Source organism: Fictibacillus arsenicus (genome assembly GCF_001999465.1).
GTDB classification, from domain to species: domain Bacteria; phylum Bacillota; class Bacilli; order Bacillales; family Fictibacillaceae; genus Fictibacillus; species Fictibacillus arsenicus.
Window position 1 is genome coordinate 572,430 of the sequence record NZ_MQMF01000002.1, and the last position, 26,476, is coordinate 598,905.

Genomic DNA, 26,476 nt, shown 5'->3' on the forward strand with positions numbered 1-26,476 from the left:
AAATAAGGATCATCATTATCAACGGAAAAAATATTTTTCTTCAACAATATCAAAACCATTCATAAAAAGTATAACAATTAAAGATGTAATAATTAGTGTTATAAAAGAAGTGATTGGATACACCAATGATCTCTGCAGTGTTACAGCACCTCCATATCATCATACAATTCTTTACTCAATACCCCTCCAGGTTTGTTGATAAAATCATTAATAAAGCTTATTCTTATAACCATCTAACAAGGCTTCTGCAACTACATCTGCTGTCATTCCAGGAAGGTTCACATGATCTGCTAGTATCTTTGCCGGATTCGGTAATTCCTCTTTAGCCGGCCACATTTCAGGTTCCCAAAGCCCCGAACGCTTTAAGGCCTTTCCGCAATGCATGAAACATTGCTCTACTTTTACAACGATTCCGAGCAACGGTGCTTTCCCGTTAACCGCCATTTTTTCTAAAATATCTTCATCGCGAATTATTGTAGCTTCCCCATTTATTCGAAGCGTTTCCCCCATACCAGGTATGAGAAAAAGCAAACCCACTCTCGGATTCTCAATGATGTTGAACATCGAATCGACACGCTTGTTCCCCGGGCGATCAGGGATGATGAGGTGCTGATTATCTAATACATATACAAATCCAGGCGCGTCACCTCGAGGCGAGCTATCACAGTTTCCTGCAGCATCTGACGTGGCAAGTACTAAGAATGGGGACTTCCCTATGAATTCTTTGCAATGCTCATCGATAGTAGAAATCACTTTGTTTTGCCCTCTAAGACTTGGGCTTCCTAACATATTTCTTAATTCTTCCTGGCTTGTAATACACTCTTTATAATTCATCATCATAAAAAATGTCACCGTCCGTTTACTTTATTGAAGCTCGATGAACTTCATCTTTTTTTACATAAATATCGTACTGTGTATTGTCGTTAAATGAACGATAGAAATTAATCCGAGATGGAATTTCAACTTTATAATTAACGCCTTTAGCTTTTAACTCGGAAACGACTTTAAAATAGTTTTCTTGTCCAAAGGCTGTATAGAAAAGTTTCCACTTTCGATTTAAATACATTTTTATAAATGAACCGATAATAATACCACCTAGGACGATAATTAGATAGGCCCAACCAATACCTGGCATCTTGAACGCTCTCCCTTCATCTACAATCCATCATGACTTTGATCATAAAGCGTTGACGATCCGCGCTCAACTATATAGGAGATCGACCATGGCCCGCCTGCATCTTCATACTTCCACGTTTCAGTAAAAGTTACGATGTACACTTCATTCCCAATTTTTTCAACACTTGTTTCTCTAGTAGCAATTCCAACCGTTATAATGCCTTCTTCTTTCGGAAACTTATTAATGATCGTTCCTTTTCCTGACGTTACAAACTCAACAGCATCCTCTGCTGTAAATGGCGGCCGGTCTGGAGTTATGAAGCTGAGGATAGACCATGTCATCATAAATAGAGCAATCGGAGTGAGCATGAGCATCAAGGTTGGTTTATCTTTTTTTATACGATGAAGAATCCACCTGTCGATGAGTGAATAAAGAAGTGCTGCCGCAACACCGAACACAGCAAGAATTGGAGCTTCAAACATGATCAGACCAAAAACACCGTGTAGCAAAATGTAAATTAGGGTGTTAATTTTGAACCATCTGTTCATAACGAACTCAATTATGGCCGACACCAATGATCCATAAACGAGTATGATGACTCCTCCATACGTGCCATAAAGCATTGCGGCTGCTAAAAAAGCTTCTCCATAATCAGATGTTCCGCCAACATCATCATATATGGATATGCTAGCTAGAATCATTGCCAAAGTGATTGCTGTTACAATCGAAGCCATCATTTTTCTTTGGAAGAATTTTTTTTGCAAGTGCTGAACCCCCTCTATTGATCTCTCAACTTCCACTTCAGCATCTTTTCATCTGTACTTGTTCTATCAAACCCTAGTTTTTCTAAAACTTTTACTGAAGCGATATTGTCTTCTAAACATTCTGCGACAACTTTGAATACGAGATTCGTAGATAACGCCCACTTTATGATTTCATTAACCGCTTCTTTCGCATAGCCTTTCCCTTGAGCTGAAGGAATGATGCCATAACCGATTTCAACCGTATGATCCACCGGTTTTCCTTTGAATCCGATATCTCCAACAATCTTCCCACTCTCTTTTTCAATCACAAACCAAACGCCCCAGCCAAGCAGACTTTTATCCTTTTGTAACTTCTCAAGATAACTTTTTATAAAGCCATGAATCTTGTAATCTTCGGGTGAAAGCTTTTCAATAAGCTGGTGATCAACAGGTACGATCGTGAGTCTTTCTGTTTCTAGTTTCATAGTAAAATTAGCCCTCTCTAAGTGTTCATACCTCAATCATAGGGTTATGGAAAAATTTAGTCAATGTATGAAAACACCCCCATAAAAGAGCTTCTCATTATAAATAGTGTATTGAGTACATAAAAAGTTAGACTTATGAATGAACTGCTGTAAGGAGGCAAAAGATGGAGCCGTATGTAAAAGATGCTCTGCTTGAATGGAAAGAAGAGATTGAAAAACAAAAGAAAGAAATCGATGAAGAGTACGAGAATGTGAAGACTGAACTTCAGCTTTATTCTTATAAATTCGGGATCACGAAACAAGTCATTCAATCCACCATCAACGAGGAAATGATCAAAAACATTAAGAAGACGTACCAACAACCGTTTGAAGAAAAATATAACGAGCTGAAAGAACAGCTGAAAAAGCTCGAACAAAAACGCAGCGTATTCAACATGTTTGTTGAAAAGATTGAGATTGCCAGTGTGAAGGATACGAACGAACAAAGATAGCTTGGGCACACTCCAAGCTTTTTTTCATGCCAGAAGGAGGGTTATTTAATAGCCCCCTTAAAAAAGTGTTCCTGTATGTTAATTGGATCAATTGGCACTTGTGACTAAAAACTCTTCATTGTTATCTATGATTAGAACCTGCTCTGTTGAGTTATTCGCCATTTCCTTCGTATGTTCAACCAGATAAGCGATTTGGGCAGAAGCTTGTTTAGCACCCTTAACAAGTAAAGGTACTCCAATAAAATCAATACCAAGTCTTCTTGAGAAAAATCCTCCAAACGTCATCGTTAAGGGAACTGTCGGTGAAGTGTTTGAAAAAATTAATTTCTCTTCTGTTCCATTTTTCTTCTGCAGAATTTCAAACATTTCTTTTAACCCTGGAACAAATATTTTAGAGTTTCCTCGTCCGACTGTATAAACAGAATGTCCGTCCTCATCCAGTCCGTGAAAAATAATCTTCCCCATATCAGACGTTTTTAGTTTGTTAAAGTATTGTACATTTAATATCTGTTCTTTCGTAAGTTCAGCATAAGCCGGTAGTTTCTTCAGATGATAAGCAGCTGCCAATGCTGTAGTATGTGTACCGCCATAATCATTATAGATAAAAATCATTTGCGACATCTCCTTGGAAATAGTTCATCCATAATTATCGCCTTTTGGCAGGTTTATATACTTACTAGATTTTCAAAGCTTTTATGTCTTATCATAATTCCTGTTTTTAAGAATCAGAATTAACGACAAAAATCCAAACGCAATAGATAATGAATAACCGAAAAAGAAGAGATAATGTTTAGGATCACCAAAGCATCAAAATATGTACCGAAACTTTCAATTAACGACATAAACCCTATACCGTTAACAAAGAAAAAAGCGTTCTCTGAGGAGAGACGCTTTCGTTATTTGATGTATTGAAATATAGCCATACTGCCCCAGATTAAAAGAATCACCCAAAAGATAATGATTAAACTGCCTACTAGCCAATTCTTCGGTTTCCCCTTTACCATCAATTCTTCTGCTTTTTCTTCACAATCCTTGATCACCGCACTAGGTATCATCTTTAAAGCAAGCTTGATACCTAAGGGAACAATAATAATATCATCAAGATATCCCAACACAGGGATGAAGTCAGGAATCAAATCAATCGGACTGAATGCATACGCTACAACACATGCTGTAAATACCTTTGCGTGCCAAGGTACTCTTGAATCCTTATAAGCGAAGTACAGTACAAATACGTATTTTTTTAAATTTCGAGCCCAGGCTTTAATTTTGTTAAGCATTTTTATCTCCATTCTAGATCGTGGTATGGTGCTTTGACCATTTTTTCTGATTTCACCAACAATCATTCTCTTTAATACGATGAGGCTATGAAATGGAACTTTTTTCTATTTCAATCTAGTTATTCAAAAGGGGGAACATGATTTGAAGAGACTTAGTCTATTTTTATATTATCAGTTTATTTGGTTAACAGGGTGCCAGGATAATTCTAAAGAGGAGAAAAAGTTTGTATTAGAAGATAGCATCAAGGACGGAGATGTAATCTTACAAGAAACCGGTCAAAAGCCTCCACATAATTATAAGATACCTTATTTAGATAAATTTTTTGCTCTGTGTTCACCTGGGTAATTAACTGGAACACGACTGCGCTATTTCCTTTTTCATCAGGTATAAACGCGCCTGACCTGTACTTTTTATCTCATTCGATCAGCCAAACTTGATAAACTTCCTGAAAAATAGCTTTCACGGTACGTGTTCTTTTATTTGTTACACGTTCGCTCAAGAATACCGGGCTACGCTCATAATCCCCGAGTATCGCTCAGCATTGCAGATCTACGCTCAAAAAAGCTACGTTACGCTCAAACTTCCTGATCTTCGCTCTAACAAATTCGTTTCACGGTGGATGTTCTTATAATTTAATTCTTGAACCTCAATTTAAGTTACGAATAACGATGCGGAAATTAATTATTCAGATTATTCCAAAAAAATGATGGTCTTTCTCTTATAAAATGACCTACAATGTATGTATCAACAAATAAGGAGGCTATTAACATGAGAAAAAACATGATGAATCAAACTGTGCAATCATATAAGGGTGAAACCGGTTAACGAAGAAATTTGCCGCTAATCTTTTTGATTCTTTTAAACGGTGTACTCCCTTATATGTGTTTATTTAAATAACACACAAAGGGGTAAATCATGCGTTTTCCAATTAAAAAATTTTTCTCGTATTACAAACCGTATCTAAAGATATTTCTTTTCGTATTAACCTGTGCCTTGCTTGTATCTTCTGTGACTCTTGCTTTTCCTTTATTTGTCCGCTACATCACAAAAGATGTACTCGAAGGAAATTTATCTGATGCACTAAGTGAAGTGTATTGGATTGGCGGTCTGATGCTTGTTTTAGCAGTGATTCAGAATATAGCAAACTACTTTCTGGACTCTAAAGGTCATGAAGTCGGAGCTCTCATGGAAAGAGATCTGCGCAGTGAACTATTCGCACACATGCAAAAACTTCCCTTTAGCTTTTACGATAAAGAACGGACTGGCCAGCTTATGTCCAGAGTAACGACCGATCTCCTCATGCTTGCTGAGCTTTATCATCACGGGCCTGAAGACTATGTAAAATATTTGACTCGATTTATTGGAGCGTTTGTTATTTTGTTCTTTATTAACGCGCCATTAACGATTGCTGTATTCTGTTTTTTACCATTCTTAGCAGTCTTTGCACTGTACTTTAATAAGAAGCTGAACAGATCATTTAAAGATAACAAAGAACGAATCGCCGATGTAAATGCACAAGTTGAAGATAGTCTATCGGGAATTCGTGCCGTACAATCGTTTGCTAACGAACATCTCGAAATTGAAAAGTTCAACCGGGAAAATAATCGTTTTCTTGATAGCCGAAAGAATACGTATAAAGGTGAAGCGTTTTTTTATAACGGAGTAGAAACATTTATTCAGCTTATTACAATCGCTGTTATCGTCTTTGGAAGCGCCAGTATTGTCAGCCAAAAGTTAGATTTAGCAGACTTAATCACATTCTTGCTGTATATCAACTTTATGATCGAACCTATTCAAAAACTGACCCATATGACGACACAGTTTCAAGAAGGTATTACAGGTTTTCAGCGCTTTATCGAAATTATGAACATGAAACCAGCAATTGAAAACAAACCTAATGCTGTAATTGTGTCTAACGTTGATGGTGATGTGGAGTTCCATCAAGTATCTTTCCGTTATGAAGACCATACGGAATTTGTGCTGAAAGGGCTGTCAATGCATGTGAAGCAAGGCGAATACGTAGCCTTGGTGGGTCCATCTGGAGCAGGAAAAACGACTTTGTGCTCACTCATTCCCCGCTTTTATGATGTGACAAGTGGAAATGTCTTTCTTGACGGGGTAGACTTGCGTGATATCGAATTGCATTCATTAAGAAAAACTATCGGGATCGTACAGCAAGATGTTTACCTGTTTGCAGGAACCGTTATGGAAAATATTCGCTATGGAAATCCAGAGGCGACTGATGAAGAAGTTGTTGCAGCTGCCAAACATGCAAATGCCCATGACTTTATCATGAGTTTTCTAAACGGCTACCATTCTGAGATCGGACAGCGAGGGGTTAAACTCTCTGGCGGTCAAAAGCAGCGGTTAAGCATCGCACGGGTTTTCTTAAAAAATCCACCCGTTCTTATTTTAGATGAGGCAACGAGTGCCCTTGATAACGAAAGTGAAAGCATCATTAAAGAATCTCTAGAATCATTAGCCAAAGGACGAACAACCATTGTCATCGCCCATCGGTTGTCCACTATCCGGAATGCTGAACGGATTATCGTGCTGACGGAAAATGGAATTGCAGAGCAAGGTACGCATGATCTGCTGCTAAAACGCGGTGGAGTGTATGCTCAACTGTATTCCAAACAATTTGAGTTACAAGCATAAAAATAATCGGCACTCTCTTAAACTTAAAGAGTGTGCCGATTTTCTATTATAATTTCGTTGTATTGTAACTGCCCAAGACTCGTACATCATGTCCATAAGCTTCTAAGATCGCAATCGCTTTTGTCATCTTTTCTTCATGCAAACCGTTTTGTGTTTCAATAAAAAAGTGATAAGTCCCTAACTGTTTTTTCGTCGGACGAGATTCAATCCAGGACAGATTAATCGAAAGTGCAGTAAATACGTTCAGGATGGATGATAGCACGCCGGAATAATCTGACGTCGGCGAGATCAACATCATTGTCTTTGTTCGATCTTCTCTTTGTTTTACAGGCTCCTTGCTGATTACGACAAAACGCGTATGGTTATTGCTGCAATCTTGAATTCTGCTTTTTGTAATCTGCAAATCAAACACTTCAGCTGCATATTGGGAAGCAATTGCTGCTACATCTTTTCTTTCTTGGTTCTTAACCGCTTGAGCGGCTGCAGACGTACTATCGAACTGCTTGCTCTTCACTTTCGCTTCTCTGATAAAATCGCGGCACTGTGCAAGCGCTGGAACGATGGACCATACTTCATTCACATCTTCTAACGACGCTCCCTTTAATGTAAGAAGATGCAGGGAAACAGGAAAAATCAATTCCGCTTCCACATACAGATCGTAGGTTAATAGACCGTCTGCTGTTATGTTGATCGTTCCTTCTATTGAATTTTCGATGGGAACAATCCCTTTATCCGCCTTGCCTTCCCAAACGGCTTCCAATACATCAACGATAGAATCACTTTTATACCACTCAACATCATCACTTGTGAAACATCGAAAGGCAGCTTCTTCCGAGAAACTTCCTTGAGGACCTAAGTATGCTACTTTCATATTGAGAACACGCCTGCCTTTTTTCTTTTCATATCAGTATACATGTATTGTTTCGTAACACCAACAATTAATAGATATATTTAAACAAAAAAACGCCTAGATTTCATAAATGCTAGACGTTTACACCTTTCTGATAATCACAATGCTATTCCACCGATTCTTTAGGAAGTAAGATAATCTTCCCAAGTTTTCCTGCATTTTTAAAATGCGTTTGAGCTTCTCTTGCCTGTTCTAATGGAAAGGTCCGCTCGATAACCGGTGTGATCTTCCCGTTAGAAATAGCTTCAAGCTATTTCACTACACTGCTCTTTACTTTCCTCATTCTTAAATCAGTCTGTTTTCTTAATGTAACGGTGGCCGTAAATACTCCTAATAAAATGATTAGCGCACCCGAGTATCCTCGCAACCCCATGTTTTCCTGAAGAAAGATGAATGCAAAAATAGCGGCAAAGATCGGTTCAAGTGAAAAAAGAAATCCAGTGCTCTCTGGCGTTGTGTATTTTTGAGCGATGGACTGCATAACAAATCCATATGCCGAACAGATGAACGTCAGCCCCAGTATGGCAATCCAGTGAATCATCGTTTGTGGTAATACAGGCACTTCTAAAATAAACGTTCCGACAGCCGAAAAAAAAGCGGCAAATCCAAGCTGATAGATTCCTAGCTGCAAGGTATCTACTTTTCGTACAAAGTAATTGGTCACAATGATATGGACAGCATACAAAAATGCAGCGATCAAACAAAGCACCGAACCAAGTGCTAACGTAAAATCTTCTCCGATAGTTAAGAGAGCTAATCCGATTGAAACAAAAACAACACCCAGACTGATTTTTCTGCTTGGAAGCTTTCTTGTAATGAACGCCTGAAGTATTGGCACTAAAATCACCGTTGTACTAATCAAAAAACCAGCCGTTGAAGCCGTCGTATGTTTGATGCCATACATGAGCGTAATGAAGATTCCCCAAAGCAAAAGTCCTAGAACTGAACTGTACTTCAACGTTCTAGCTTCTGTTTGAAATACCTTTTTCCGAAAGATCAGCATCATCATGATAAAAGCGATTCCGAATCGTAATGCCACAATGGTTAAGGCAGGGATTGTATCTACCACTAGTTTCATAAAAATATAAGACATTCCCCAGCCCATAGAAACAGAAACTAATATCCAGTTCGCTTGTTTAGGTGTCATGCAGCAGCCCCTAACCCTTCATGTATTTATGATTGGATTTATCGTATCACCTCCCTTTGCATTAATAAAACGAATATTTATAATAGAACTATTAGGATTCCTTATGCAAAGGAGAAAAGGGAATGAATGCATATTACGCTTTTATAAAAGCGATCGAAACAGGCAGTTTCACGAAAGCCGCAGAAGAACTTGGCTACACCCAATCAGCGATCAGCCAGATGTTGCACTCATTGGAAGAAGAACTTTCTACGATTCTCATTTTACGATCTCGAACGGGTATTACACTGACTCCTGACGGTGAAGAGTTTTTGCCATACATTAAGAAAATCTGTAATTCGCACAGAGAATTAAAAGAAAAGATGAAAGAGATGGAGGGGCTGGAGAGCGGACTGATCCGAATCGGTGTATTCTCAAGTGTTTCTTGTCACTGGCTGCCAGGATTGATGAAAGATTTTAAGATAGAGTACCCCGCTGTTCATTTCGAACTGCACCAAGGTGATTACACAGAGATCGCCAATTGGATTAAAGAAGGCAGTGTTGACCTTGGTTTCGTGAACCCGAAAGCTGTAAAAAACCTGAATATGATCCCTTTGCAAGACGACGAAATGCTAGCTGTATTGCCAAGAGATCATCGTTTGACAGAGCAGCAAGAAGTTTCTTTAAAAGAGTTATTGAACGAGCCTTATATCCTTTTAGATGAAGGAGAAATTAGTGAGCCGTTAACGATTTTTCAACAAAACAATTTTGAACCTAATATTCAATACCGGGTACATGATGATTATACGATTATGTCAATGATCGAACAGGGGCTGGGAATATCGATCCTGCCAACACTTGTCTTGCACCGCTGTCCTTATCATATTGTAACTAAAAGAATATACCCATCCTTTGCCCGTACTATTAGTCTGGCTTATAAGGATAAGAGAGTTCTGCCGATTGCGAGCAGATATTTTATTGACTTTATTATTGAAAGATATAGATAAGCACATAAGAACATAAAAAAAGAGTAACCACTTTCGTGTAAGCAGTTACTCTTTTTTTCAAACTTCTTAATGGATCAACGATGCACGTAACGTATTTATATCATTTTCTAAATATGCCTTTAAACACGTCAGCGTATAAACCCAGCCTTCTTTTTGACCCATCATTTTCTGAACAACGTCAGGATCATCTTCTTTTAAACCTGATTCAACCACTTCAATTTTTGTACTTTCATCATCCAATTCAGTCAGCGTAATGGTTACAAGAGATCCTTCACTTTGTTCTGCTCCCCAGGAAAAAACGATTTTCTTATTTTCCTCTAGTTCTAAAACTTTAATTGCCCCTTCTGCATTGTATTCGTCATATCTTAATACAACTGTTTTGCCTTGACCCCATCTTTCAGAACTGGAGGAAAACCAAAAGCCTCCTATTTTCTCAGGATCTACAATCGCTTCAAAAACATCAGCAGCAGGCTTAACGATCTTCATTTTTGTGATTACTTGAGTATCCATCATAACTCTCCTCTTCTGTTCTTCCTATTCTTTAGTAAAATGATTTACATACTTACATTCTACCAAACAAAAAAGCGGGGCAATATGCTGCCTCCGCTTCTTTCAGTTTGAATTAATTTAACGCATCTACTGCATTAATTAATCCAAAACCTGATTCTCCATCATAACCTGATTTAAATACATCTTCTGTAGAAGATTGAATGATGCTCTTAACTTGTGCTGGGCTCAGCTTGTCTTTCCCGTGCTGAGCAATGATCACCCCTGCTAGTGCTGCTGTTTTTGGAGCAGCCATGGAAGTTCCACCTTTATAGCCGTATTTTCCTCCAAGAACCGGCGCTAAACATAAGTAAGTATTATCTCTCCCAGCACCAGTTGCAGGGTCGTAGTTCGGTCCAAGATCCCCACCTGGAGCTATTACATCAATTTTTCCTACACCATAGTTCGAGTAGAATGCTAAGTTCTTTAGCGCTCCGCCTGCTGAAACCCTGATCATAGACTGACTGCTTGGGCTTCGATGTGTTGCGCCAGTATCATCTCCTGATAGTTTACCAGGCGAACTGATATCAACCGCGTTGTTACCAGCAGATCCAACTACTGTTACACCTTTTTGAATCGCATATTGGATCGCTCTATTAAACAATCGAACATCAGCTACAACATCTTTTGTCGCATAATCTGGATTTTGGAACCAATCATAGCCGCCTAGCGACATGTTTACTACATCAACATTGTCATCTGCAGCAGTCATTAACGCTTCAGCAATATGAGATGTTTCCGCTCCGCCTGTTGGTCCAAATACACGGTAAGCAGCTACTTTTAAGTCAGGACCGATACCCATTGTGCGACCTTTAGCAGCAATAGACCCTGCAACGTGTGTTCCGTGTGAATTTTCATCCATCGCATCAGGATAACCTGGAACAAAAGATTTACCATAAGCATAGTTATCCTTTAAGTCAGGGTGGGTATAGTCAATACCTGTATCAATAACTCCAACCACAATATCTTTTCCATCTACAGATTTACCCGTCCCGCCTGGCAATGTCCACGACTCTCCATCTTGAGTAACCTGTTTAATATCCCACTGTAAACTATTATAAAGATCTGCATCAGCACCATACGAACTTACTAATGCGACTTCTTCAATTGCGGCTTGTTCTGGCTGTACAATATTTTGTACGCCTGCTTCTAGTACAGTACTAGACTTTTTGATTTCTGAAAGGAAGTTTGGATTACTAGAAACAACTTCAACGGCACCTAGCTTGTCCAATCTTGATTCAATTTGTCCACCAGCTTTTGAGATTTCATTCCCAAACCCTGAAGGTAATTTTGCTTGTTCCTTAAAAATAACTATGTATTTCTTTTCCTGACCATTTTCAGCATTCACATTACCACCACTGCTAAAGGTCATACTCGCTCCAAGTGTTAGAGCTAACGCACCAGCTAAAATCTTCTTTTTCATCCAATTACTACCTCCTTTGAACTAATACTTTTATTATAGTGATATTTCTATTATTTACAATTAATATTCTGATAATTACTAATTTTCAGTTTAAATTACCTATATCTATAAGTCTAAAGGTACAGGCAGATGAAATTAACGCATTGAAAATAATAGGTAAAAATAACTATTTTTCGAAAATAAAATGGATGAGTGCGCTGAAAAAATTAAAAATAAAAAAAGCCCCATGTTTCAGCGGCTTTTTTACTTTCATATAATTACCCTGTAATACTTCTTTCGATGGCTTTATCCCAACTTGGAAAATAATGAAGCGCATTTCTCATGAGTTGAGGATTTGTTTTCTTAACTTGTTTTTTATTCAAGTTTGTCCCTCTTGCCTTTAAATCTTGAATCTCCAATAAGACTTCTTCTGAGCTCATATTTACTTCCATAGATACGTCCTCCTTTAGTTGTCTTATCTTCATTCATTTACAACAAAAGGGGATATTATACCTCATTTATTTGACTTTGATACGGCAACATAAACCGTTCCAAATCTAACAAAACGTCTTAGAGAAGAACCTTTTTCCACATGCTTTTGATCCAGATAAAAATCCTCCTGCGACCTACAAACAAAATAAATTGCTGACGCCATAATAAGTGCCAGACCTGCAATAATGAAGAAAAACATTTCAACCACCCTTTCTTTTATCTAAAGATTCGGTGTTGTAAGCCTAGATGTTATTTACTACATTATACATGCAATTACCTATATTTTACATTATCGTTTATCTCGTTTTAGCAAACTCTCTTTCTTCTAATAATGCTTGCAGCCATTGTGATGGTTTCTTGTATTCAGATTGATCGGCAACAGATGGATTTAAATAGGAATACCAGCTGACCGCCCTATGCACACACCCAAGCTGATCCGAAATCTTAAGCGCTCTTTCCAACTGTTCCATAGGTGCAAAAGCAGTCCACGGCTTCAAATAGAATGGCCGGAATTCATCAATCACCTTCAGCCACTCCGGGTCATTATCTACCAGCTCATAGAGTGAATTCCAGAACACGCGTGTGCTGAAGAAAGGGTGCGTTATCGAAGAATCGCCCCAGTCAAGAAACACTATCTTTCCATTTACGTACTGAATATTCGCCGAGTGAAGATCGCCGTGATCGATGGAATGTACGGGAACAAGCTGCTCCAGTTCATCGCACATGGCTAAAAGTTCTGGGTGCAGTTTCATCACCGCATCTTTTTCTTCTGCACTCAACCCCGTATCACACATACCTTCTAAGTGCTGGATAATATCTTTTTTCAAAGTTGAAAGTGTTCTGTTCGGGACATTCATGCCGCTCAATCCATCAATATTTGAAATCTCGGAAACTTGCAGCCGAGCATATTCCGTTATCGCTGCTTTCCAAATTTCTTTATCTTTTAATTGCCTGATCGGAACTCCCCCGAGCTCCTTCATCAACAGCCATCCCTCTGTTTCTTGTATTCTCACAATTCCCGTGCTCTTTCCTGGATACATTGTATGAAAGTAGCGGCTTACCGCTGCTTCATGATGAGTAGAAGATCGAGTAGCTTTGAAATATAGATTGCCAGTGTTGACCGGAACGAGAAGAACTAAGGAGAAGTCTGTCTTTTTCACTTCTGAAATATCTCCTAATAATGAAAGATTATCTTCTTCTTGAAGTACTTCATTGATCCAATTCTTCACTTTTAACACGTACGTTTCTTCAAACCAAGGTGCATTAAACTTTTTCATATGGTTTACCTGCTTTCCTTACACAATTCCTGAAATACTTCGATGGTACGTAAGAATTTTTCGTTAAAATTCCCGTCTTCGATTGTCCAGCATGTGGATAAAACAGCATGAGAGAACCCTCTTAACAACACTCTTTCTTTGTCCAGGTCCAGTTCTTTCACGAAAATATTTATACGTTTCTCAATGGTTTCTTTTACTTTCGTCTCTGGCAGTTTGTTCAGCAAATACTGAATCACATCGTACTCTCGGTCTCCGATCAACCCTTTAGGATCAATCGCTGTCCATGAATCACCATTTTTCAAAATATTATAATGATGAAGATCCCCATGCAGAAGATAAGGCTGATTCTTTTCACGATTTAGCTGTTCAAAAAGCTTCAGCGCTTCTTCAATCTTCTCTTTTGCAATTAGACCAAATCCATTTGGGTGTTGTCGTGCAATCCTCTTTAAGCTATTTTCCCTATCAACCACTGTTTCCATGTTCGAATTCTTAGGAGCCGCTACCCATAGGTTCTTCATAATTTGAGATGCTATATAAGCGGCTTCTTCATCATCCTTTATGTCCGCGAGGGTGTGCCCGGGTCTTAATCGTTCAAGTATCATAACTCCCTGGTCCAGATCATATTCCAATAGCTCAACCATGCCTTTCCCTTTCATCAATTGAAGAACTTCTAGTTCTGCACGAAATTCTTTATCAGAAAGAACTGCTTTTAGCACGGCTTCTTCCCCATTGTTCCGAGTTGCTGGAGCGACAAAGTTAAAAGACAAGTCGAACGGATCATGAATAGTAAGCCCCCACTTCTGTTCGTAAAGGGAAATCATTTTATCGAAATTGTTGAGCCATTCATCCGCTTTATCTTTATGAATATTTTTTAGAATTTGAACAAATTTATCTTGTAGTCTCATAGTCTCTCTCCAATATGTAATGAATCACTTCGTCAATATAGTCCTTTATTGGTAAAATTGTATTTACCTCTAAACACTGTGTTTCGAAGGTTTTTTACTGTTGTGCAAGCCATAACTGAACATCTCAATATTTGTTTCTTTAATTTGGCTGATCATTCGATTACGGTTCCTCAGCCTTTCGTTGGTTTGATCAAAATCATTTAAAATACATTCAACATACTTGTAGCTAGCTTCAAATTCCCCTGCTAATTTTGTACCTTTTTCTATCATTTCATTATAAAAGCAAGGACTGTCAAATATTACACTATTTCCAAGGGATAACTGAGATTCAAGTAAAGACCAACCGATATTGTATGAAATCTTTCCAGCCAGTTTAGGGTCCAGAATGTCTTCATCTACAGAATGCAACAACGCAGATTTTACAACATCATGATCAATCACAACCGCACCTATACGTTTACCTATTTCTCTAGCAAGTGTGGACTTACCTGCACCAGGAAAACCGGCCATTTGAATAAAATACATGTTCTGCACCTCATAAAGAATTTTAATAGTAAGCAATTATGTATTTAGAGGAAATCGATTTATAAAAGAGAATACATCTACTTCGATTATAAATAAAAAGGGGTATGCAACTTGGATTTTTTTGTTATCGGTGATGTTCATGGCTGTTACCACACCTTTAAGAATATGATAAACAAATATTGGAACAAAGAAAATGAAATGCTGATTCAGCTCGGGGATTTAATTGACAGAGGGAGAAATTCACCACAGATGGTACAGCTCGCTATGCAATTAAGTACTGACTTTCCTGACCAAGTTTTATTTTTTTAAAGGAAACCATGAATTCGAAATGATTGATCACTTTACAAATCAGCCAAATAAAAATTGGTTAAGACAATGTGGAGATGAAACGATTAGGCAATACAACAAAATAAACAGAGATTGCATGAGTGACGTTCGATGGTTCAGTGAACTCACGCTGTATTGGGAAAATGAGCACATCTTTATCAGTCATGCAGGCATCTCATTACAAACTGAAAATCCTTTCGACGAGAATGATGAGTTTGGCGTTCTGTGGAATAGAAGTCCATTAAAAAACATCGGCAAACTTCAAATTATAGGTCATACTCCAACCGACAGGCCCAAATTTGATATGACAAGCAACGCGTGGAATATTGATACCGGTGCTGCTTATCTAGGGTATTTAACGGGAGTGAAAATTAAATCAAATGGAGAAGTAACCGAATTTATAAGAGAAGACACGGATCTGAGAGACAAATAAATAAATTTTCATAAAAGCGTTTAATTCTTTTCACTTTATTCGTTATACATATAGATCGGAAATTTAGATTGGAAATTTTTATAGGAGGTTTTATTTTGTCACAATCAAAAACAACCACTTTGTACGAACAGTCACGTGAGCTTCAGCAACAATTTCAATCCCTGATTGATGAAATGGGCAGTGATCTTTGGAAGTACTGCCGGTATTTAACGGGTTCGCCTTGGGATGGGGAGGATTTATTTCAAGAGACGATACTTAAAGCCATGGGCGGACTCTTTACGAGATGGCATCCTACAAACCTAAAATCTTACTTGTACAGAATGGCGACCAATACCTGGATCGACCATTGCAGAAGAGAAAAACGAAATGTAGGGTCATTAGATGAAGCGGAAGAACCACAAGAAACTATCACCGATACACATGACTTAGAAGAAGCACTTGAAAAACTTTATCACCTTTTTACACCTAGACAGACTGCTGTATTCCTTCTTATGGAAGTCTTCTATTTTACAGCAGAAGAAGTGGCGAGTATCATCAAGACGACTCCTGGTGCAGTTTATGCCACAATCCGCCGTATGAAGGAAAAGCTGAAGAAAAACAAAGCCCCATCACCATCTAAACAAACAGATGATACAAAGGAACAGAAAGACGAAATTATATCTGCTTATTTAAAAGCTTTTAACCAAGGAGATTTAGAAGGGATATTGGCGTTATTCGGTGACCATGTCCATTATGAAGCATCTTTAGGATTCTTAGAGACGACAAAAGACGAAATGCGAGAAGGCTCTCTCATGTATGGTTTACCTCGTCACCACGCAAAGGAATTTATATTATGGGGGAAACACGTGATTGTCGTGTTAGCTGATTCAAATCAAGGCCCTGTTGTGCATGACATACAGTATCAAAATGTAGAAAACGAGAAAATCGTTTACCACAGAAGTTTTTTCTTCAGAAAAGAATTTATTCTAGCTGCATCAAAAGAATTGGGAATTCCTCCTCAGTTGGACAAAGCACCCTTAAACTGGACGTAAATTTAAAAGCCGATTCTAAAGACTGGAATCGGCTTTTATCATCATAGATTAAAATATTCTTTTATTTGACTAGCCACTTCTTCTGGACTCAAACCTTTGTTATTAATACGCAGGTAATTCTCTTTTTTAATCTCGCCTTCAAATGAGTTCATCCTGTATTTGTCCATAGAAGTTTTCAAATCATTTTCCGACCATTCGATGTTTCGTTTCGTTGGTTTGTGTTCTAACCGGTGTGGTGTCTTGTTCCGTTTCAGCCTTTCCTCCAAGTCAGTCTCCAGTTCTACAAAATAAATTTCTGCACCTTCAGCCTCAAAAATTTCACAAACATCCTCGACGAACTTCCAATCTGACTCAAAATTAAACGCCCATACATATGTAAAAATCATTCCGTATTAATTACTTTGTGCAAACTCTTTAAAGATTTCTGTGCGAAACAAGTGGACGAGCCTTTTCCCTTCTTTCGTCCCATAATCAAAGAACTTTGTCACCAGATCGATCGTCATATGATTATGAAAGAGCTTCAGTTCCGTAACCTTCTCCAGCTCATGCCCTACGGTCATCTTACCAACTGCCTGAGGACCGAATAATAAAACCAGCTTCATGATGCATCCCCCATTTTTACACTTTTAACTAAAATAATTTAATTTTCCGCTTTATCAAATCTCTTTAAAGTCCACATAATGTTTACTTCAACTCCTAAAAAAATTAAATACCAAAAAACGAAACAATCCCTAAAATGAAAATAATTAAAAGAATGGCAAGCCCACTAAAGGCAATCTTTTTCCATATTCCTTTTGAACTTAACAATGCACAAATGAGTGAGAGTAATACCCCTGCCATTAAAAGATTTGTTCCGCTTTGTCCGCTAACCTTCCCTATAAAAAAGAATTGGAGAACTAAAAAGGTAACAATCAAAATGAGAATTGAAGCTAAACCTAAGTATTTTCTCAATTCATTCTCTCCTTGCAAACAAAGTTATTTCTACTTTCCTTTATCCGTTGCTTCTTAATCTTGCTTGGTTAAACAAGCTTTAGGTTTTTAAAGCAGACGATATACGTAATCCTATATTCTTTTTCGACAAAAAACTTATAACTCCCTCTTTTCCCCATATGGAATGCAAACTATCCTATCACATAACCATCACATAACCCTCACAAAAAGTTCACAAAACTCTTTTGTAATGTGCTTGGTGTTGTTCTATCATTTGAACTGGGAAAAGATTTAGTGCTTTAATAGAGATGTATTTAAGGTTACAATTAATTGGTTAACCTATAGAGATAAATATATGAAGATGGTGTCTTGTAGAATGGAAAGAACTTTGGAAAAACAAAAGATGTCAGCGGTCCTGGGACAAACGGTCAAAACAGGGATTATTAAATCCAACCTTGTACCGATGTTCGCGGGATTAACGCTGGCTTTATATACGTACGATATCGATCCTGGTGAAAAACTGTTAGATATATTATTCGCCTTAATCGGTACGATCCTAGTGATTGGTGCAGCGGGGACTTTTAATAACATTTATGACCGCGATATCGATGCGATTATGGAAAGAACAAAGGTAAGACCGACTGTTACGGGTGAGATCAACGTTCGTTCGGCATTATTGCTCGGAACCGTTATGGCTGTTCTCGGCATGGTTGCTCTTGCCTTTACTACTCCGCTCGCTGCAGTTTTAGGTTTTCTTGGTCTCTTCTTTTACGTTGTACCTTATACAATGCTGACGAAACGCAGAACGATCTATAACACAGAGGTCGGCTCAATCTCTGGAGCGATGCCTCCACTGATCGGTTGGGCCGCGATGACCGGGACCCTTACACATCCAGCTATTGCAGCATTATTCATCATTCAAGTAATCTGGCAGATGCCGCACTTCTACGCAATTGCGATACGCCGGCATGATGAATACAAAGCCGCCAGAATTCCGATGCTACCGGTTGTAAAAGGGGTTAAGAGAACGTATACGCAAACCAACATTTACTTAGTACTGTTGAGCTTAACAAGTTTTCTCTTCTTGCCGTTGAGCTTAGGTCTGACACTTGTTGCTCTTTTACTCAATGTTGGTTGGCTCGTACTCAGCATCTACGGCTATAAGAAAAATAAGGATTCAGAGAAATGGGCAAAACTGCTCTTCATCTACTCGCTGATCCACATGACAATCCTGTTTTCGACGGTCATCGTTTACTCGCTCGTTGGGATTTTCATTCTTAAATAGAAAGCAAAAAAGCCTGGGCAACCAGGCTTTTTTAATATTCCATCGAATTAGCCGTTTTCACAACATCTTCAATCGTGTATTCCTTCTTAATTTTTGGTGCTTTGATGAGCATTATGGAGTAATAGATTCCGTCTTTTTTCCATCGAATTTGTTTAACATTTTCGCCATCACCATCTATTAAAGCTTTAGTACCGTCCTTTAATTCCACGGTTTTCATAGCTTTCTCATCAGTCGCCCATGTCGAGTTTTTATTATGATAAGTGGTAACGTGAAGATTAACTCCAACTCCATCTCCATAAATAAATTCAGTATGAAGAATATCCCTAGTAGGGTCGCCTGGCATATCTCCAGCATAAGTTAATGAAACATTTTTCGGTTCAAAGGGAAATACAGTAGGAGCCGCTAGTTTTTCTTGAACGCTTTGAGGAAATTGTTCTGCTACTTCCTTTATTTTCGGATATTTTTCTTTCAACTCTTCTACTGGCGGATTATCATTACAGGCAGATAATAAAAGAATAAGCAGGATTATTAGCATTCTTTTCATTCACCATTCCCCCTTTGCATTCAACCTCCTCCTAAACTGTTAATTTCTTCCTTCATAATTCCTCATTGTTTAAGAGAAACCCTTTTTCTTTAACCCATATATTTTTTACATCAATAAAAAAGTCAGATCCTACTTCGGATCTGACTTTCTTAAATGTAGTTCTTATCAGTATAAAGTTTACTAGTACCTAACTTCTTTGTATTGCCCTTAACCCGCTTCAAAGTTGCTACAATTAGAAAGCTGACGATCACTAACAAGAGCCATGAGCTCACCTTTCCTAGATGAACGAGGCTCCATGCTTGGGTTTGGTTCGGATATTCCCAAGCTCCAAAGAACGTCGCGATATTTTCGGCGATCCATATAAAAAATCCGATCAGCACGAAAGAAAGTGCGAGCGGCATACTGTATCGAGTTCCATTCACTTTGTATTTAACCCATGATTTCCAGAAGACGATGATCACAAGTCCAGATAACCACCAGCGAACATCTATCCAAAAATGGTGAGTGAAAAAATTTAAATAAATCGCAGCTGCAAGAGATACAACTGCCCAAAATGGAGGCCACTTCACCAGTTCAACATCAAGTCTTCTCCACGCCTGGCATAGATAACTCGCTACACTCGCATACATAAACCCGCTGTACAGAGGCACTCCAGCTATTTTGGAATACCCTTCTCCTGGATAAGACCACGAGCCCATGTGCACTTTAAAAAGTTCAAGAGCAAGACCAATAAGGTGGAACAACGTGATAACCTTCAGTTCATCCCTTGTTTCTAGTCCTGAGCGAACCATCAACCACTGCATCAGGAGGCAGATGATGAGCAGCCAGTCATATCGGGGTAAGAACGGAAGCGGCAAGATCTGTGTAATAGCCAACGAGGCAAAGATAACAACAGGAAACAAACAGGATAGGGCCTGCTCCCAACCAAAACGAACGAGCTGCTTTAATGCTCTCATGATTCATGCCTCCACAGATTTAGTTTAAGAATAACCTTTTCGGCTGTCCTCATCACTTTTGTATTCTAAAAGATCCCCAGGCTGACATTCTAAAGCCTTACAGATTGCCTCCAAAGTGGATAATCGAATCGCTTTCGCTTTTCCGTTTTTCAAAATCGAGAGGTTAGCCATCGTGATTCCAACCTTTTCTGATAGTTCCGTTACGCTCATTTTCCTTTTAGCTAGCATCACATCGATATTGATTATAATCGCCATGTTTTCACCTCAGACCGTTAAATCATTTTCTGATTTGATATCGATCGCATTTTTTAATAGCTTTTGAAGTACTGCAGCAAAGACTGCGATCACCATGCTTCCAAAAATAATGACCATTCCGATCAATATCATTCCCGGCGCATCGTCTACCTCTGCCATAAGATATATGAGTGGCATAAATAGCACGAATAACCCGCTGATGATGATGGCGCAGTTTTTGATATTCTGTATGGATCTTACTGATAATTCCGAGAAAGCTTCATCCTTGTCAATGTAGCTTAAAAGTTTATAAGTCTGGAAAAGTGCAGCGAAAAATATGATTGCAGATGCATACAACCCGATTAAAAAAGGATATTGCAAAAAATCTAACGTTGGATTCAATTCAGCAAAAAACGCAGCTATCTCTGGCAAAATAAAGATACACAAAGCAAGAACAGGAAGTCCCATAAGAAAAAGAACGAATTTTAAAAAGAATGTTTCTCGTTTCATAACCAAGCACCTCACCTATTTATTATTCAATATAATAATACATTATTTATCGCTTTACAATAAATGATTATTGTTTTTTATTATATTATTATTGATAGATATATATGTAATGGTTTTAGGCAAAAAAATAAAGAGCTTTCCTTATTAAAAAGAAATGCTCCATAGAAACATAAAACGATTCAATTTTATTTATACAAAATATCATCTCTGAGTGATGCAACACTTGTTAAGGCTGTATCGATATCTGATTCTGGCACACCGAAATGGGCAAGTGCATCGTGCAGATGTGTAGCGATCGCATTAAAATGCTCTGGCTGAAGGTTCATTCCTTCATGAGCTTTTGCCATTGACTTTCCTGAGTAGTTTTTTGGACCGCCTAATGCGAAGCTAATGAATTTCGTCTGATGACTTTTTTGTTTTTCCATATCAACGCCTTCAAAGAATTGATTCACTGTTTCATCTTTTAAAACAAGCTCGTTATAAAAGTAATCCACTACCTTGGCGATCGCTTCTTCGCCGCCAACTTTTTCATATAAATTCTGTTCCAAAATGATAGCCCCTCTCATTGGTGATATTGACATACCTCATTATCTTTACCCTTTTTTATTATTTGAACAAGCCAATTTCAGATTATGAGCCAAAAGTCCTTTGGCATTGATACGAAATGATGGATCACGAATAAATTACGATTTCATAGAAAGAAAATGTAAAAAGATCTGTTAAATGAATAAAGACGCTTGGAGCAAACCTCTGCTCCAAGCGTCTTTATATGAAGGGAAAATAGATTTATGAGCCTATAATCATTTTTATGATCCTTGAAGTTGATTTATGGGCCGTCAAAATTTTTATGGTCCTTCAAAATGATTTATGGGCTTTTCGACAAAAGACGGTTCCTGTGCAACTCGTCTGTAGCTAAAACAAAACCCCGCAGAATCAACCGCGGGATTTATCAACTCTATTTACCTTGCTTCATTGCAATATATTCTTTTACCACTTCGTACACATAATCTTGGTTTGCCGCTGCTGTAGTCGGATCGTACTTTCCACCGTTCGTTTTGTTGTTTGATAGAACGCGGATACCCAGGAAAGCTACATCATACGCTTTAGAGATTTGTGCAGCTGATGCCCCTTCCATCTCTTCAACAGATGTTCCGAAGTTCTCATGGAACCAGTTGATGCGGTCCACTTCATTATTCCAAACGTCTGCAGAACCGATCGTCCCTTCTACCACTTTACCTTTTGTGTATTTATCTTTTACAGCATGTGCCGCCGCAAGCAACTCTTCGTCACCTTCAAAATAACGAGCTTTCTCAGCGTTTGGATCTTCTCCAGCACTTCCTTCTGAAGCCATCAAGTCCATCGGAATCCAAGAAGTTGGTTCGATCCCCTCGTTCTCTTCTAGATGAGGCGTTTTTAATGAACCAAGATTTACTGTTCTTTTTCCTAGGACGATATCAAAAACATTCAGACTCGGATCGTGGCCGCCAGATGTTCCTTGATTGATGATCGCTGCTGGATTATATTTTTCAATAGCAATAGCTGTAGCTGCTGCCGTATTCTCCATACCTTTTCCTGTTTTCGCTACGATTACCGGATAGTTGTCCAGTTTTCCTTTATAAAATACAAAGTTTCCAGATTTTTCGACTTTCACATTGTCTAAACGCTTTGCAAAGTTCTCTGCTTCAATCGGCATCGGACCTTGGATAATAATCGGCTGTCTCGGTTTTTCTTTACCTGAAGCATTTTCTGAAAAGTTAAGACCTGCCAGTGCCGTTACAAATAGTACAGCTGCAATAGCCAGTAATGTGTACTTCTTCCCCATCCGTTTCATCATAGTTGTCTCTCCTCCGTTGTCATGAATCACTCATAAATCTGCTCAAACAAAAAAGCCTAGAGTAATAGAATGTATCTACCTCTAGACCACTGGAGTTAAAGTAAAAGAATAGGATTCGACGCACAAATAAATACAAAGCCAATCCAGCACTTCAACTCGTAGTCCAGTTCTTTCATTGGGAACCAGGTAGAAACACTCAGACCATATTACCGAGCATATACGAGTAATTCGCTTTTCAATACTAATACTTTGTTAATATAACAAACGAACTGGAGTTACTCAACCTAAAACTGAATAATCTTTAAAAATACTTAAATAATGTTCGTTTTTTACACAAAAACAAGTGCATTGATGAACCCTAACAATCCTAAATAAAACAGGCTGGACCACATATCTAACGGTTCTGTGAAAAAGGCTACAATCATGATTGGCCTTTTGTTAGACTCTGCTTTCATAAACTGATACAAAAACATAGATAAAGAGACTAAGATTAAGATGATGCTTCCTGCTAGAATCAATGTATTCATGAAGTCCTCTGCTTAATCTTGGAGATCTGCTTTTAAAAGTGAATACATATATAAGTCGTCAAATTTACCGCATGTATATTCGTAATGTCTTAACAAACCTTCTCTTTGAAAGCCCGTCTTCTCTACCAATCTTTGCGATGGCACATTAGCAGGTTCAATTAAAGCCTCGATGCGCTCCAGTTCCAGATGCTGAAATCCGTACTCTACGACCGCTTTCAAAGCTTCACCTGCTACTCCTTTTCCCCAATACTCTTTACTTAACTCAAAGCCCACTTCCGAGCGGTAGTGCTTAGAAACTCTATTCAGAAATCCACAGCTTCCTATCACTCTATTATCATCTATTAGCGTGATCCCCCATCTGATCCCTGTGCCATTTATAACGATAGATTCATACCAGGCGATTTCATCGTACGCATCTTCAATAGATTGAAAGGGCTCTAACCCCATGTGTTTTACAACCTCTGAATCAGACAAATAGCGGAGCATGTCTTCTGCATCAGCTTTGGTTACTTCTCTTAAAATCAATCGCTCGGTCTCAATAACAGGAAATTGGTTGTTCATGTTCGATGTCTCCTTTTTCTCTCATTCTTGTCAGTCTTTTATCTAATTCCCAAAGCGCTGTTCGATTACCAGGCAGAACCAAAACCTGGAACGGAGCCTGCATACCTTTTCCTCCATGTGCTTTTTTTGTAACAGTTTAAAACGATAAACATGGTAAAACTCGGCTATTATAATAATAACTTATTTTTAGCTGGGGGCTTTATTTTGAATACCACTCTTTTACAAGAAGCAAAAGACTTTATCATTTCCTGCTACAAGGAGTTAAATAAAACACAGGATGAAATCAATGAACGAATAGACGCAATCACAAAACAGATTGAATCAACAGGAAGCTACGAGCACACTTCATTTGAAATTGATTATGGCGCAAAAGTAGCTTGGCGCAACAGTAACCGCTGCATCGGTCGGCTTTTCTGGGATCAGATGCACACCTTTGATAAAAGAGAATTAAAGACGGAAGAAGAGATTTTCGAGGCGATTTTAGAGCACATGTCGTATGCGACAAATGGCGGGAGAATCCGTCCTTCGATCACTGTCTTTGCACCGCAAACAGAAAATCACGGGATCCGCATCTGGAACCATCAGCTCATTCGCTATGCCGGCTACACCACACCGGATGGTATAATAGGTGACCCCGCTTCCATCTCTTTTACAGAAAAGTGCATAGAGCTCGGATGGAAGCCAAAGTACGGAAAGTTTGATATTTTGCCGATTGTTATTCAGATCAACGATCATGAACCTAAACTGTTTGAACTTCCAGAAGACACTGCTCTTGAAGTAGATATCCGCCACCCTGAATACGAATGGTTTGAAGACCTGCAGCTTAAATGGCATGGTGTGCCTTTCATTTCAGATATGGCTCTTGAGATTGGCGGGATCCGCTATACGGCCGCTCCTTTTAACGGATGGTACATGGGTACGGAGATCGGCGCGCGGAATCTTGCTGATGAAGGCCGGTACAACATGTTACCGCAGATCGCATCACTCATGGATCTCGATACGAAAAGTTCGATCTCATTATGGAAGGATAAAGCTCTGGTTGAGCTTAACATCGCGGTGCTGTATTCATTCCGCGAAGACGGGGTCAGCATCGTGGACCATCATACTGCGGCACAGCAGTTTAAGAAGTTTGAAGAAAAAGAGAGCGAGATCGGCAGACCGGTCACCGGAAATTGGGCATGGCTCATTCCGCCGATGTCACCTGCCACGACACATATCTTTCATAAGCCTTATAAGAACGATATCGTCAAACCGAATTATTTTTATCAACCGAGAGCTTATTAAACATTAAAATAGACGTATACAAAGACCCTTGATCGATTGATCAAGGGTCAGTCTTTTACATACAACTTAAGTATGGGACTTTTCTAATGCTAGTTTGATTCCAAATCCTATCAATATTGTACCTGTGATTCCTTCAATCATAGTTTGTGCTTTAGGTCTTTTCATAAATGCACTGATCTGGTTAATTAAATAGACATAAAGTAAAAACCAAACAGAAGTCAATACAGTATAAGTGATACCCATTATTAAAAACGGGACAAAGGTATTGCTCCCTTGGTCAACGAATTGAGGCAAAAAGGTTAAGAAAAATACAGCAACTTTGGGATTGAGGATATTGGTAAGGAAACCTTGTTTAAAACAAGATGTGTTTTCAAATTGTTTATCTGTTTTCACCTCAACACTTGCTGCTTCTTCTCTTTTTTTCAGAGACCATAATGTTTTAACACCCAAATATATTAAGTAAACAGCACCAACGTATTTGAAGACAGAAAATAATAACGCTGATTTAACAATGATTGCTGAAAGCCCTAATACAGCAGCTGAAGTATGGATGAGAAGTGCACAACAAGTACCTAAAGCTGTTTTCAGTCCCCCGCTTCTCCCAAGGGTGAGCGTATTTTTAGTAGCAATCGCAGTATCGGGACCGGGTAAAATAATTAAAAAAATACACATTAGGACAAACAGATAAAAGTTTTCCATTTAGTATCACCTTTTCTAATTATGATAAGACCTTCTGAATATATGATTCTTCCAATTTATTATAAATAGAAATTGAAATCAATTATTATTTGATTGATTTGTTTAATTCTAGAAGCACTCTGGATTTATTATTGTTATGTGACAAAAAAAGACCAAATCAACCATGCGATTTGGTCTTTTATTGATTGTATAACCAGGAAGGCTAACCGGTACTAAAGCAACCCTTATTATACATGCTTCAAAAATTCAAGAAAACTTGGGTACTCATGATCTGGTATTGAAAGATTATAAAAATGTGTACAGATCAATACTAAAACTACAACAAGAACACTAAACCAAATTACCTCTTTCATCTATAC

The 26,476-nt window shown here is 38.4% G+C and carries 36 protein-coding genes, 1 pseudogene and 1 riboswitch; of the genes and pseudogenes, 9 read left to right on the forward strand and 28 right to left on the reverse strand.

What is annotated here, in order from left to right:
- Nucleotides 1-207 precede the first annotated feature (207 nt).
- The 4 genes from UN64_RS10065 to UN64_RS10080 are packed head-to-tail and all read right to left on the reverse strand — an operon-like array spanning nt 208 to nt 2,345.
- The gene (locus UN64_RS10065) at nt 208-834 is read right to left on the reverse strand and encodes a pyridoxamine 5'-phosphate oxidase family protein (protein WP_171978914.1); all 627 of its coding nucleotides are present in this window, start codon (nt 832-834) and stop codon (nt 208-210) included.
- 25 nt (nt 835-859) lie between these two features.
- Nucleotides 860-1,135, reverse strand: coding sequence for a hypothetical protein (locus UN64_RS10070; protein ID WP_077362276.1), 276 nt, complete (start codon nt 1,133-1,135; stop codon nt 860-862).
- 20 nt (nt 1,136-1,155) lie between these two features.
- Complete coding sequence (locus tag UN64_RS10075; RefSeq protein WP_077362278.1) at nt 1,156-1,881, reverse strand: hypothetical protein; 726 nt, start codon at nt 1,879-1,881, stop codon at nt 1,156-1,158.
- A gap of 14 nt (nt 1,882-1,895) precedes the next feature.
- A complete protein-coding gene (locus UN64_RS10080; protein WP_077362280.1) occupies nt 1,896-2,345 on the reverse strand; it encodes a GNAT family N-acetyltransferase in 450 nt (149 codons plus the stop codon).
- 164 nt (nt 2,346-2,509) lie between these two features.
- Between UN64_RS10080 and UN64_RS10085 the strand changes: the two genes are divergently transcribed.
- Entirely contained in the window at nt 2,510-2,836 is a 327-nt protein-coding gene (locus UN64_RS10085; protein ID WP_066288040.1) for a hypothetical protein, read from the forward strand.
- An 87-nt stretch (nt 2,837-2,923) separates the two neighbouring features.
- Here UN64_RS10085 and UN64_RS10090 read toward each other — a convergent pair whose 3' ends face one another.
- Together UN64_RS10090 and UN64_RS10095 are read right to left on the reverse strand one after the other, a co-directional pair.
- Nucleotides 2,924-3,448: a DUF3189 family protein gene (locus UN64_RS10090; protein WP_077362282.1), complete on the reverse strand. Its 525-nt coding sequence runs from the start codon at nt 3,446-3,448 to the stop codon at nt 2,924-2,926.
- Between the two features lie 284 nt (nt 3,449-3,732).
- On the reverse strand, nt 3,733-4,116 hold the full coding sequence (locus tag UN64_RS10095) for a YkvA family protein (protein WP_077362284.1): 384 nt from the start codon (nt 4,114-4,116) through the stop codon (nt 3,733-3,735).
- Nucleotides 4,117-4,258: 142 nt separating this feature from the next.
- Between UN64_RS10095 and UN64_RS10100 the strand changes: the two genes are divergently transcribed.
- Both UN64_RS10100 and UN64_RS10105 read left to right on the forward strand, forming a co-directional pair.
- A complete protein-coding gene (locus tag UN64_RS10100) occupies nt 4,259-4,462 on the forward strand; it encodes a hypothetical protein (protein ID WP_077362286.1) in 204 nt (67 codons plus the stop codon).
- Nucleotides 4,463-5,032: 570 nt separating this feature from the next.
- Nucleotides 5,033-6,775, forward strand: a complete 1,743-nt coding sequence (locus UN64_RS10105; protein WP_077362288.1) for an ABC transporter ATP-binding protein — start codon at nt 5,033-5,035, stop codon at nt 6,773-6,775.
- Between the two features lie 46 nt (nt 6,776-6,821).
- Here the strand turns inward: UN64_RS10105 and pheA are convergent, their stop codons facing one another.
- The 3 genes from pheA to UN64_RS10115 form a co-directional block, all read right to left on the reverse strand.
- Complete coding sequence (gene pheA, locus UN64_RS10110; protein WP_077362290.1) at nt 6,822-7,646, reverse strand: prephenate dehydratase; 825 nt, start codon at nt 7,644-7,646, stop codon at nt 6,822-6,824.
- Nucleotides 7,647-7,791: 145 nt separating this feature from the next.
- Complete coding sequence (locus UN64_RS21280; RefSeq protein WP_425590113.1) at nt 7,792-7,926, reverse strand: zinc-binding dehydrogenase; 135 nt, start codon at nt 7,924-7,926, stop codon at nt 7,792-7,794.
- A gap of 9 nt (nt 7,927-7,935) precedes the next feature.
- Nucleotides 7,936-8,832 (reverse strand): DMT family transporter, encoded by an 897-nt coding sequence (locus tag UN64_RS10115; RefSeq protein ID WP_425590103.1) that lies wholly within the window; start codon nt 8,830-8,832, stop codon nt 7,936-7,938.
- A gap of 122 nt (nt 8,833-8,954) precedes the next feature.
- Between UN64_RS10115 and UN64_RS10120 the strand changes: the two genes are divergently transcribed.
- Entirely contained in the window at nt 8,955-9,815 is an 861-nt protein-coding gene (locus UN64_RS10120; protein WP_077362292.1) for a LysR family transcriptional regulator, read from the forward strand.
- 66 nt (nt 9,816-9,881) lie between these two features.
- Here the strand turns inward: UN64_RS10120 and UN64_RS10125 are convergent, their stop codons facing one another.
- From UN64_RS10125 to UN64_RS10145, 7 genes are all read right to left on the reverse strand, one after another.
- Nucleotides 9,882-10,328, reverse strand: coding sequence for an SRPBCC family protein (locus UN64_RS10125; RefSeq protein ID WP_171978859.1), 447 nt, complete (start codon nt 10,326-10,328; stop codon nt 9,882-9,884).
- A gap of 109 nt (nt 10,329-10,437) precedes the next feature.
- On the reverse strand, nt 10,438-11,784 hold the full coding sequence (locus UN64_RS10130; RefSeq protein WP_077362296.1) for a S8 family peptidase: 1,347 nt from the start codon (nt 11,782-11,784) through the stop codon (nt 10,438-10,440).
- A 257-nt stretch (nt 11,785-12,041) separates the two neighbouring features.
- Nucleotides 12,042-12,215: a hypothetical protein gene (locus UN64_RS20890; protein WP_171978860.1), complete on the reverse strand. Its 174-nt coding sequence runs from the start codon at nt 12,213-12,215 to the stop codon at nt 12,042-12,044.
- Between the two features lie 62 nt (nt 12,216-12,277).
- Nucleotides 12,278-12,454, reverse strand: coding sequence for a hypothetical protein (locus tag UN64_RS20895; RefSeq protein ID WP_171978861.1), 177 nt, complete (start codon nt 12,452-12,454; stop codon nt 12,278-12,280).
- A 97-nt stretch (nt 12,455-12,551) separates the two neighbouring features.
- Nucleotides 12,552-13,532 carry a phosphotransferase gene (locus UN64_RS10135; RefSeq protein WP_077362298.1) on the reverse strand — a complete coding sequence of 327 codons (981 nt, stop codon included), beginning with the start codon at nt 13,530-13,532 and terminating at the stop codon, nt 12,552-12,554.
- A gap of 5 nt (nt 13,533-13,537) precedes the next feature.
- Nucleotides 13,538-14,437 carry an aminoglycoside phosphotransferase family protein gene (locus UN64_RS10140; protein ID WP_077362300.1) on the reverse strand — a complete coding sequence of 300 codons (900 nt, stop codon included), beginning with the start codon at nt 14,435-14,437 and terminating at the stop codon, nt 13,538-13,540.
- Nucleotides 14,438-14,506: 69 nt separating this feature from the next.
- Nucleotides 14,507-14,962, reverse strand: a complete 456-nt coding sequence (locus tag UN64_RS10145; protein ID WP_306460359.1) for a P-loop nucleotide/nucleoside kinase family protein — start codon at nt 14,960-14,962, stop codon at nt 14,507-14,509.
- Nucleotides 14,963-15,073: 111 nt separating this feature from the next.
- Here UN64_RS10145 and UN64_RS10150 point away from each other — a divergent pair, with 111 nt between their 5' ends.
- The 3 genes from UN64_RS10150 to UN64_RS10160 all read left to right on the forward strand — a co-directional run bounded on the left by UN64_RS10150 (nt 15,074) and on the right by UN64_RS10160 (nt 16,753).
- Nucleotides 15,074-15,271 carry a metallophosphoesterase gene (locus UN64_RS10150; protein ID WP_077362302.1) on the forward strand — a complete coding sequence of 66 codons (198 nt, stop codon included), beginning with the start codon at nt 15,074-15,076 and terminating at the stop codon, nt 15,269-15,271.
- Between the two features lie 115 nt (nt 15,272-15,386).
- Nucleotides 15,387-15,722 (forward strand): metallophosphoesterase family protein, encoded by a 336-nt coding sequence (locus tag UN64_RS10155; protein WP_139343075.1) that lies wholly within the window; start codon nt 15,387-15,389, stop codon nt 15,720-15,722.
- A gap of 95 nt (nt 15,723-15,817) precedes the next feature.
- Nucleotides 15,818-16,753 carry a sigma-70 family RNA polymerase sigma factor gene (locus UN64_RS10160; RefSeq protein WP_077362306.1) on the forward strand — a complete coding sequence of 312 codons (936 nt, stop codon included), beginning with the start codon at nt 15,818-15,820 and terminating at the stop codon, nt 16,751-16,753.
- Nucleotides 16,754-16,794: 41 nt separating this feature from the next.
- Here UN64_RS10160 and UN64_RS10165 read toward each other — a convergent pair.
- Nucleotides 16,795-17,355, reverse strand: a pseudogene (locus tag UN64_RS10165) (AAA family ATPase).
- A gap of 103 nt (nt 17,356-17,458) precedes the next feature.
- The gene (locus tag UN64_RS10170) at nt 17,459-17,704 is read right to left on the reverse strand and encodes a hypothetical protein (protein ID WP_077362308.1); all 246 of its coding nucleotides are present in this window, start codon (nt 17,702-17,704) and stop codon (nt 17,459-17,461) included.
- Between the two features lie 355 nt (nt 17,705-18,059).
- Between UN64_RS10170 and cyoE the strand changes: the two genes are divergently transcribed.
- Nucleotides 18,060-18,968, forward strand: coding sequence for a heme o synthase (gene cyoE, locus UN64_RS10175; protein ID WP_077362310.1), 909 nt, complete (start codon nt 18,060-18,062; stop codon nt 18,966-18,968).
- A gap of 31 nt (nt 18,969-18,999) precedes the next feature.
- Here cyoE and UN64_RS21285 read toward each other — a convergent pair whose 3' ends face one another.
- The 8 genes from UN64_RS21285 to UN64_RS10215 form a co-directional block, all read right to left on the reverse strand.
- Nucleotides 19,000-19,512: a hypothetical protein gene (locus UN64_RS21285; RefSeq protein WP_245802000.1), complete on the reverse strand. Its 513-nt coding sequence runs from the start codon at nt 19,510-19,512 to the stop codon at nt 19,000-19,002.
- A gap of 149 nt (nt 19,513-19,661) precedes the next feature.
- A complete protein-coding gene (locus UN64_RS10185) occupies nt 19,662-20,468 on the reverse strand; it encodes a DUF817 domain-containing protein (protein WP_077362312.1) in 807 nt (268 codons plus the stop codon).
- 24 nt (nt 20,469-20,492) lie between these two features.
- Nucleotides 20,493-20,723, reverse strand: coding sequence for a helix-turn-helix domain-containing protein (locus UN64_RS10190; protein ID WP_077362314.1), 231 nt, complete (start codon nt 20,721-20,723; stop codon nt 20,493-20,495).
- A gap of 9 nt (nt 20,724-20,732) precedes the next feature.
- Entirely contained in the window at nt 20,733-21,212 is a 480-nt protein-coding gene (locus UN64_RS10195; RefSeq protein WP_077362316.1) for a DUF2975 domain-containing protein, read from the reverse strand.
- A gap of 185 nt (nt 21,213-21,397) precedes the next feature.
- A complete protein-coding gene (locus UN64_RS10200; protein ID WP_171978915.1) occupies nt 21,398-21,778 on the reverse strand; it encodes a group I truncated hemoglobin in 381 nt (126 codons plus the stop codon).
- 389 nt (nt 21,779-22,167) lie between these two features.
- Nucleotides 22,168-23,046: a 5'-methylthioadenosine/S-adenosylhomocysteine nucleosidase gene (locus UN64_RS10205; protein ID WP_139343076.1), complete on the reverse strand. Its 879-nt coding sequence runs from the start codon at nt 23,044-23,046 to the stop codon at nt 22,168-22,170.
- Nucleotides 23,047-23,185: 139 nt separating this feature from the next.
- A riboswitch (purine riboswitch) is annotated at nt 23,186-23,289 on the reverse strand.
- Nucleotides 23,290-23,375: 86 nt separating this feature from the next.
- Nucleotides 23,376-23,573: a hypothetical protein gene (locus UN64_RS10210; protein ID WP_077362318.1), complete on the reverse strand. Its 198-nt coding sequence runs from the start codon at nt 23,571-23,573 to the stop codon at nt 23,376-23,378.
- A 12-nt stretch (nt 23,574-23,585) separates the two neighbouring features.
- A complete protein-coding gene (locus tag UN64_RS10215) occupies nt 23,586-24,134 on the reverse strand; it encodes a GNAT family N-acetyltransferase (RefSeq protein WP_077362320.1) in 549 nt (182 codons plus the stop codon).
- A 204-nt stretch (nt 24,135-24,338) separates the two neighbouring features.
- On the opposite strand from UN64_RS10215, the gene UN64_RS10220 reads away from it, so the two are divergent.
- A complete protein-coding gene (locus UN64_RS10220) occupies nt 24,339-25,418 on the forward strand; it encodes a nitric oxide synthase oxygenase (RefSeq protein ID WP_245802001.1) in 1,080 nt (359 codons plus the stop codon).
- A 66-nt stretch (nt 25,419-25,484) separates the two neighbouring features.
- On the opposite strand, the gene UN64_RS10225 is transcribed toward UN64_RS10220, so the two are convergent.
- Nucleotides 25,485-26,117, reverse strand: coding sequence for a LysE family translocator (locus tag UN64_RS10225; RefSeq protein WP_077362324.1), 633 nt, complete (start codon nt 26,115-26,117; stop codon nt 25,485-25,487).
- A 227-nt stretch (nt 26,118-26,344) separates the two neighbouring features.
- Nucleotides 26,345-26,470: a hypothetical protein gene (locus UN64_RS21380; RefSeq protein WP_278043770.1), complete on the reverse strand. Its 126-nt coding sequence runs from the start codon at nt 26,468-26,470 to the stop codon at nt 26,345-26,347.
- Nucleotides 26,471-26,476: the final 6 nt, after the last annotated feature.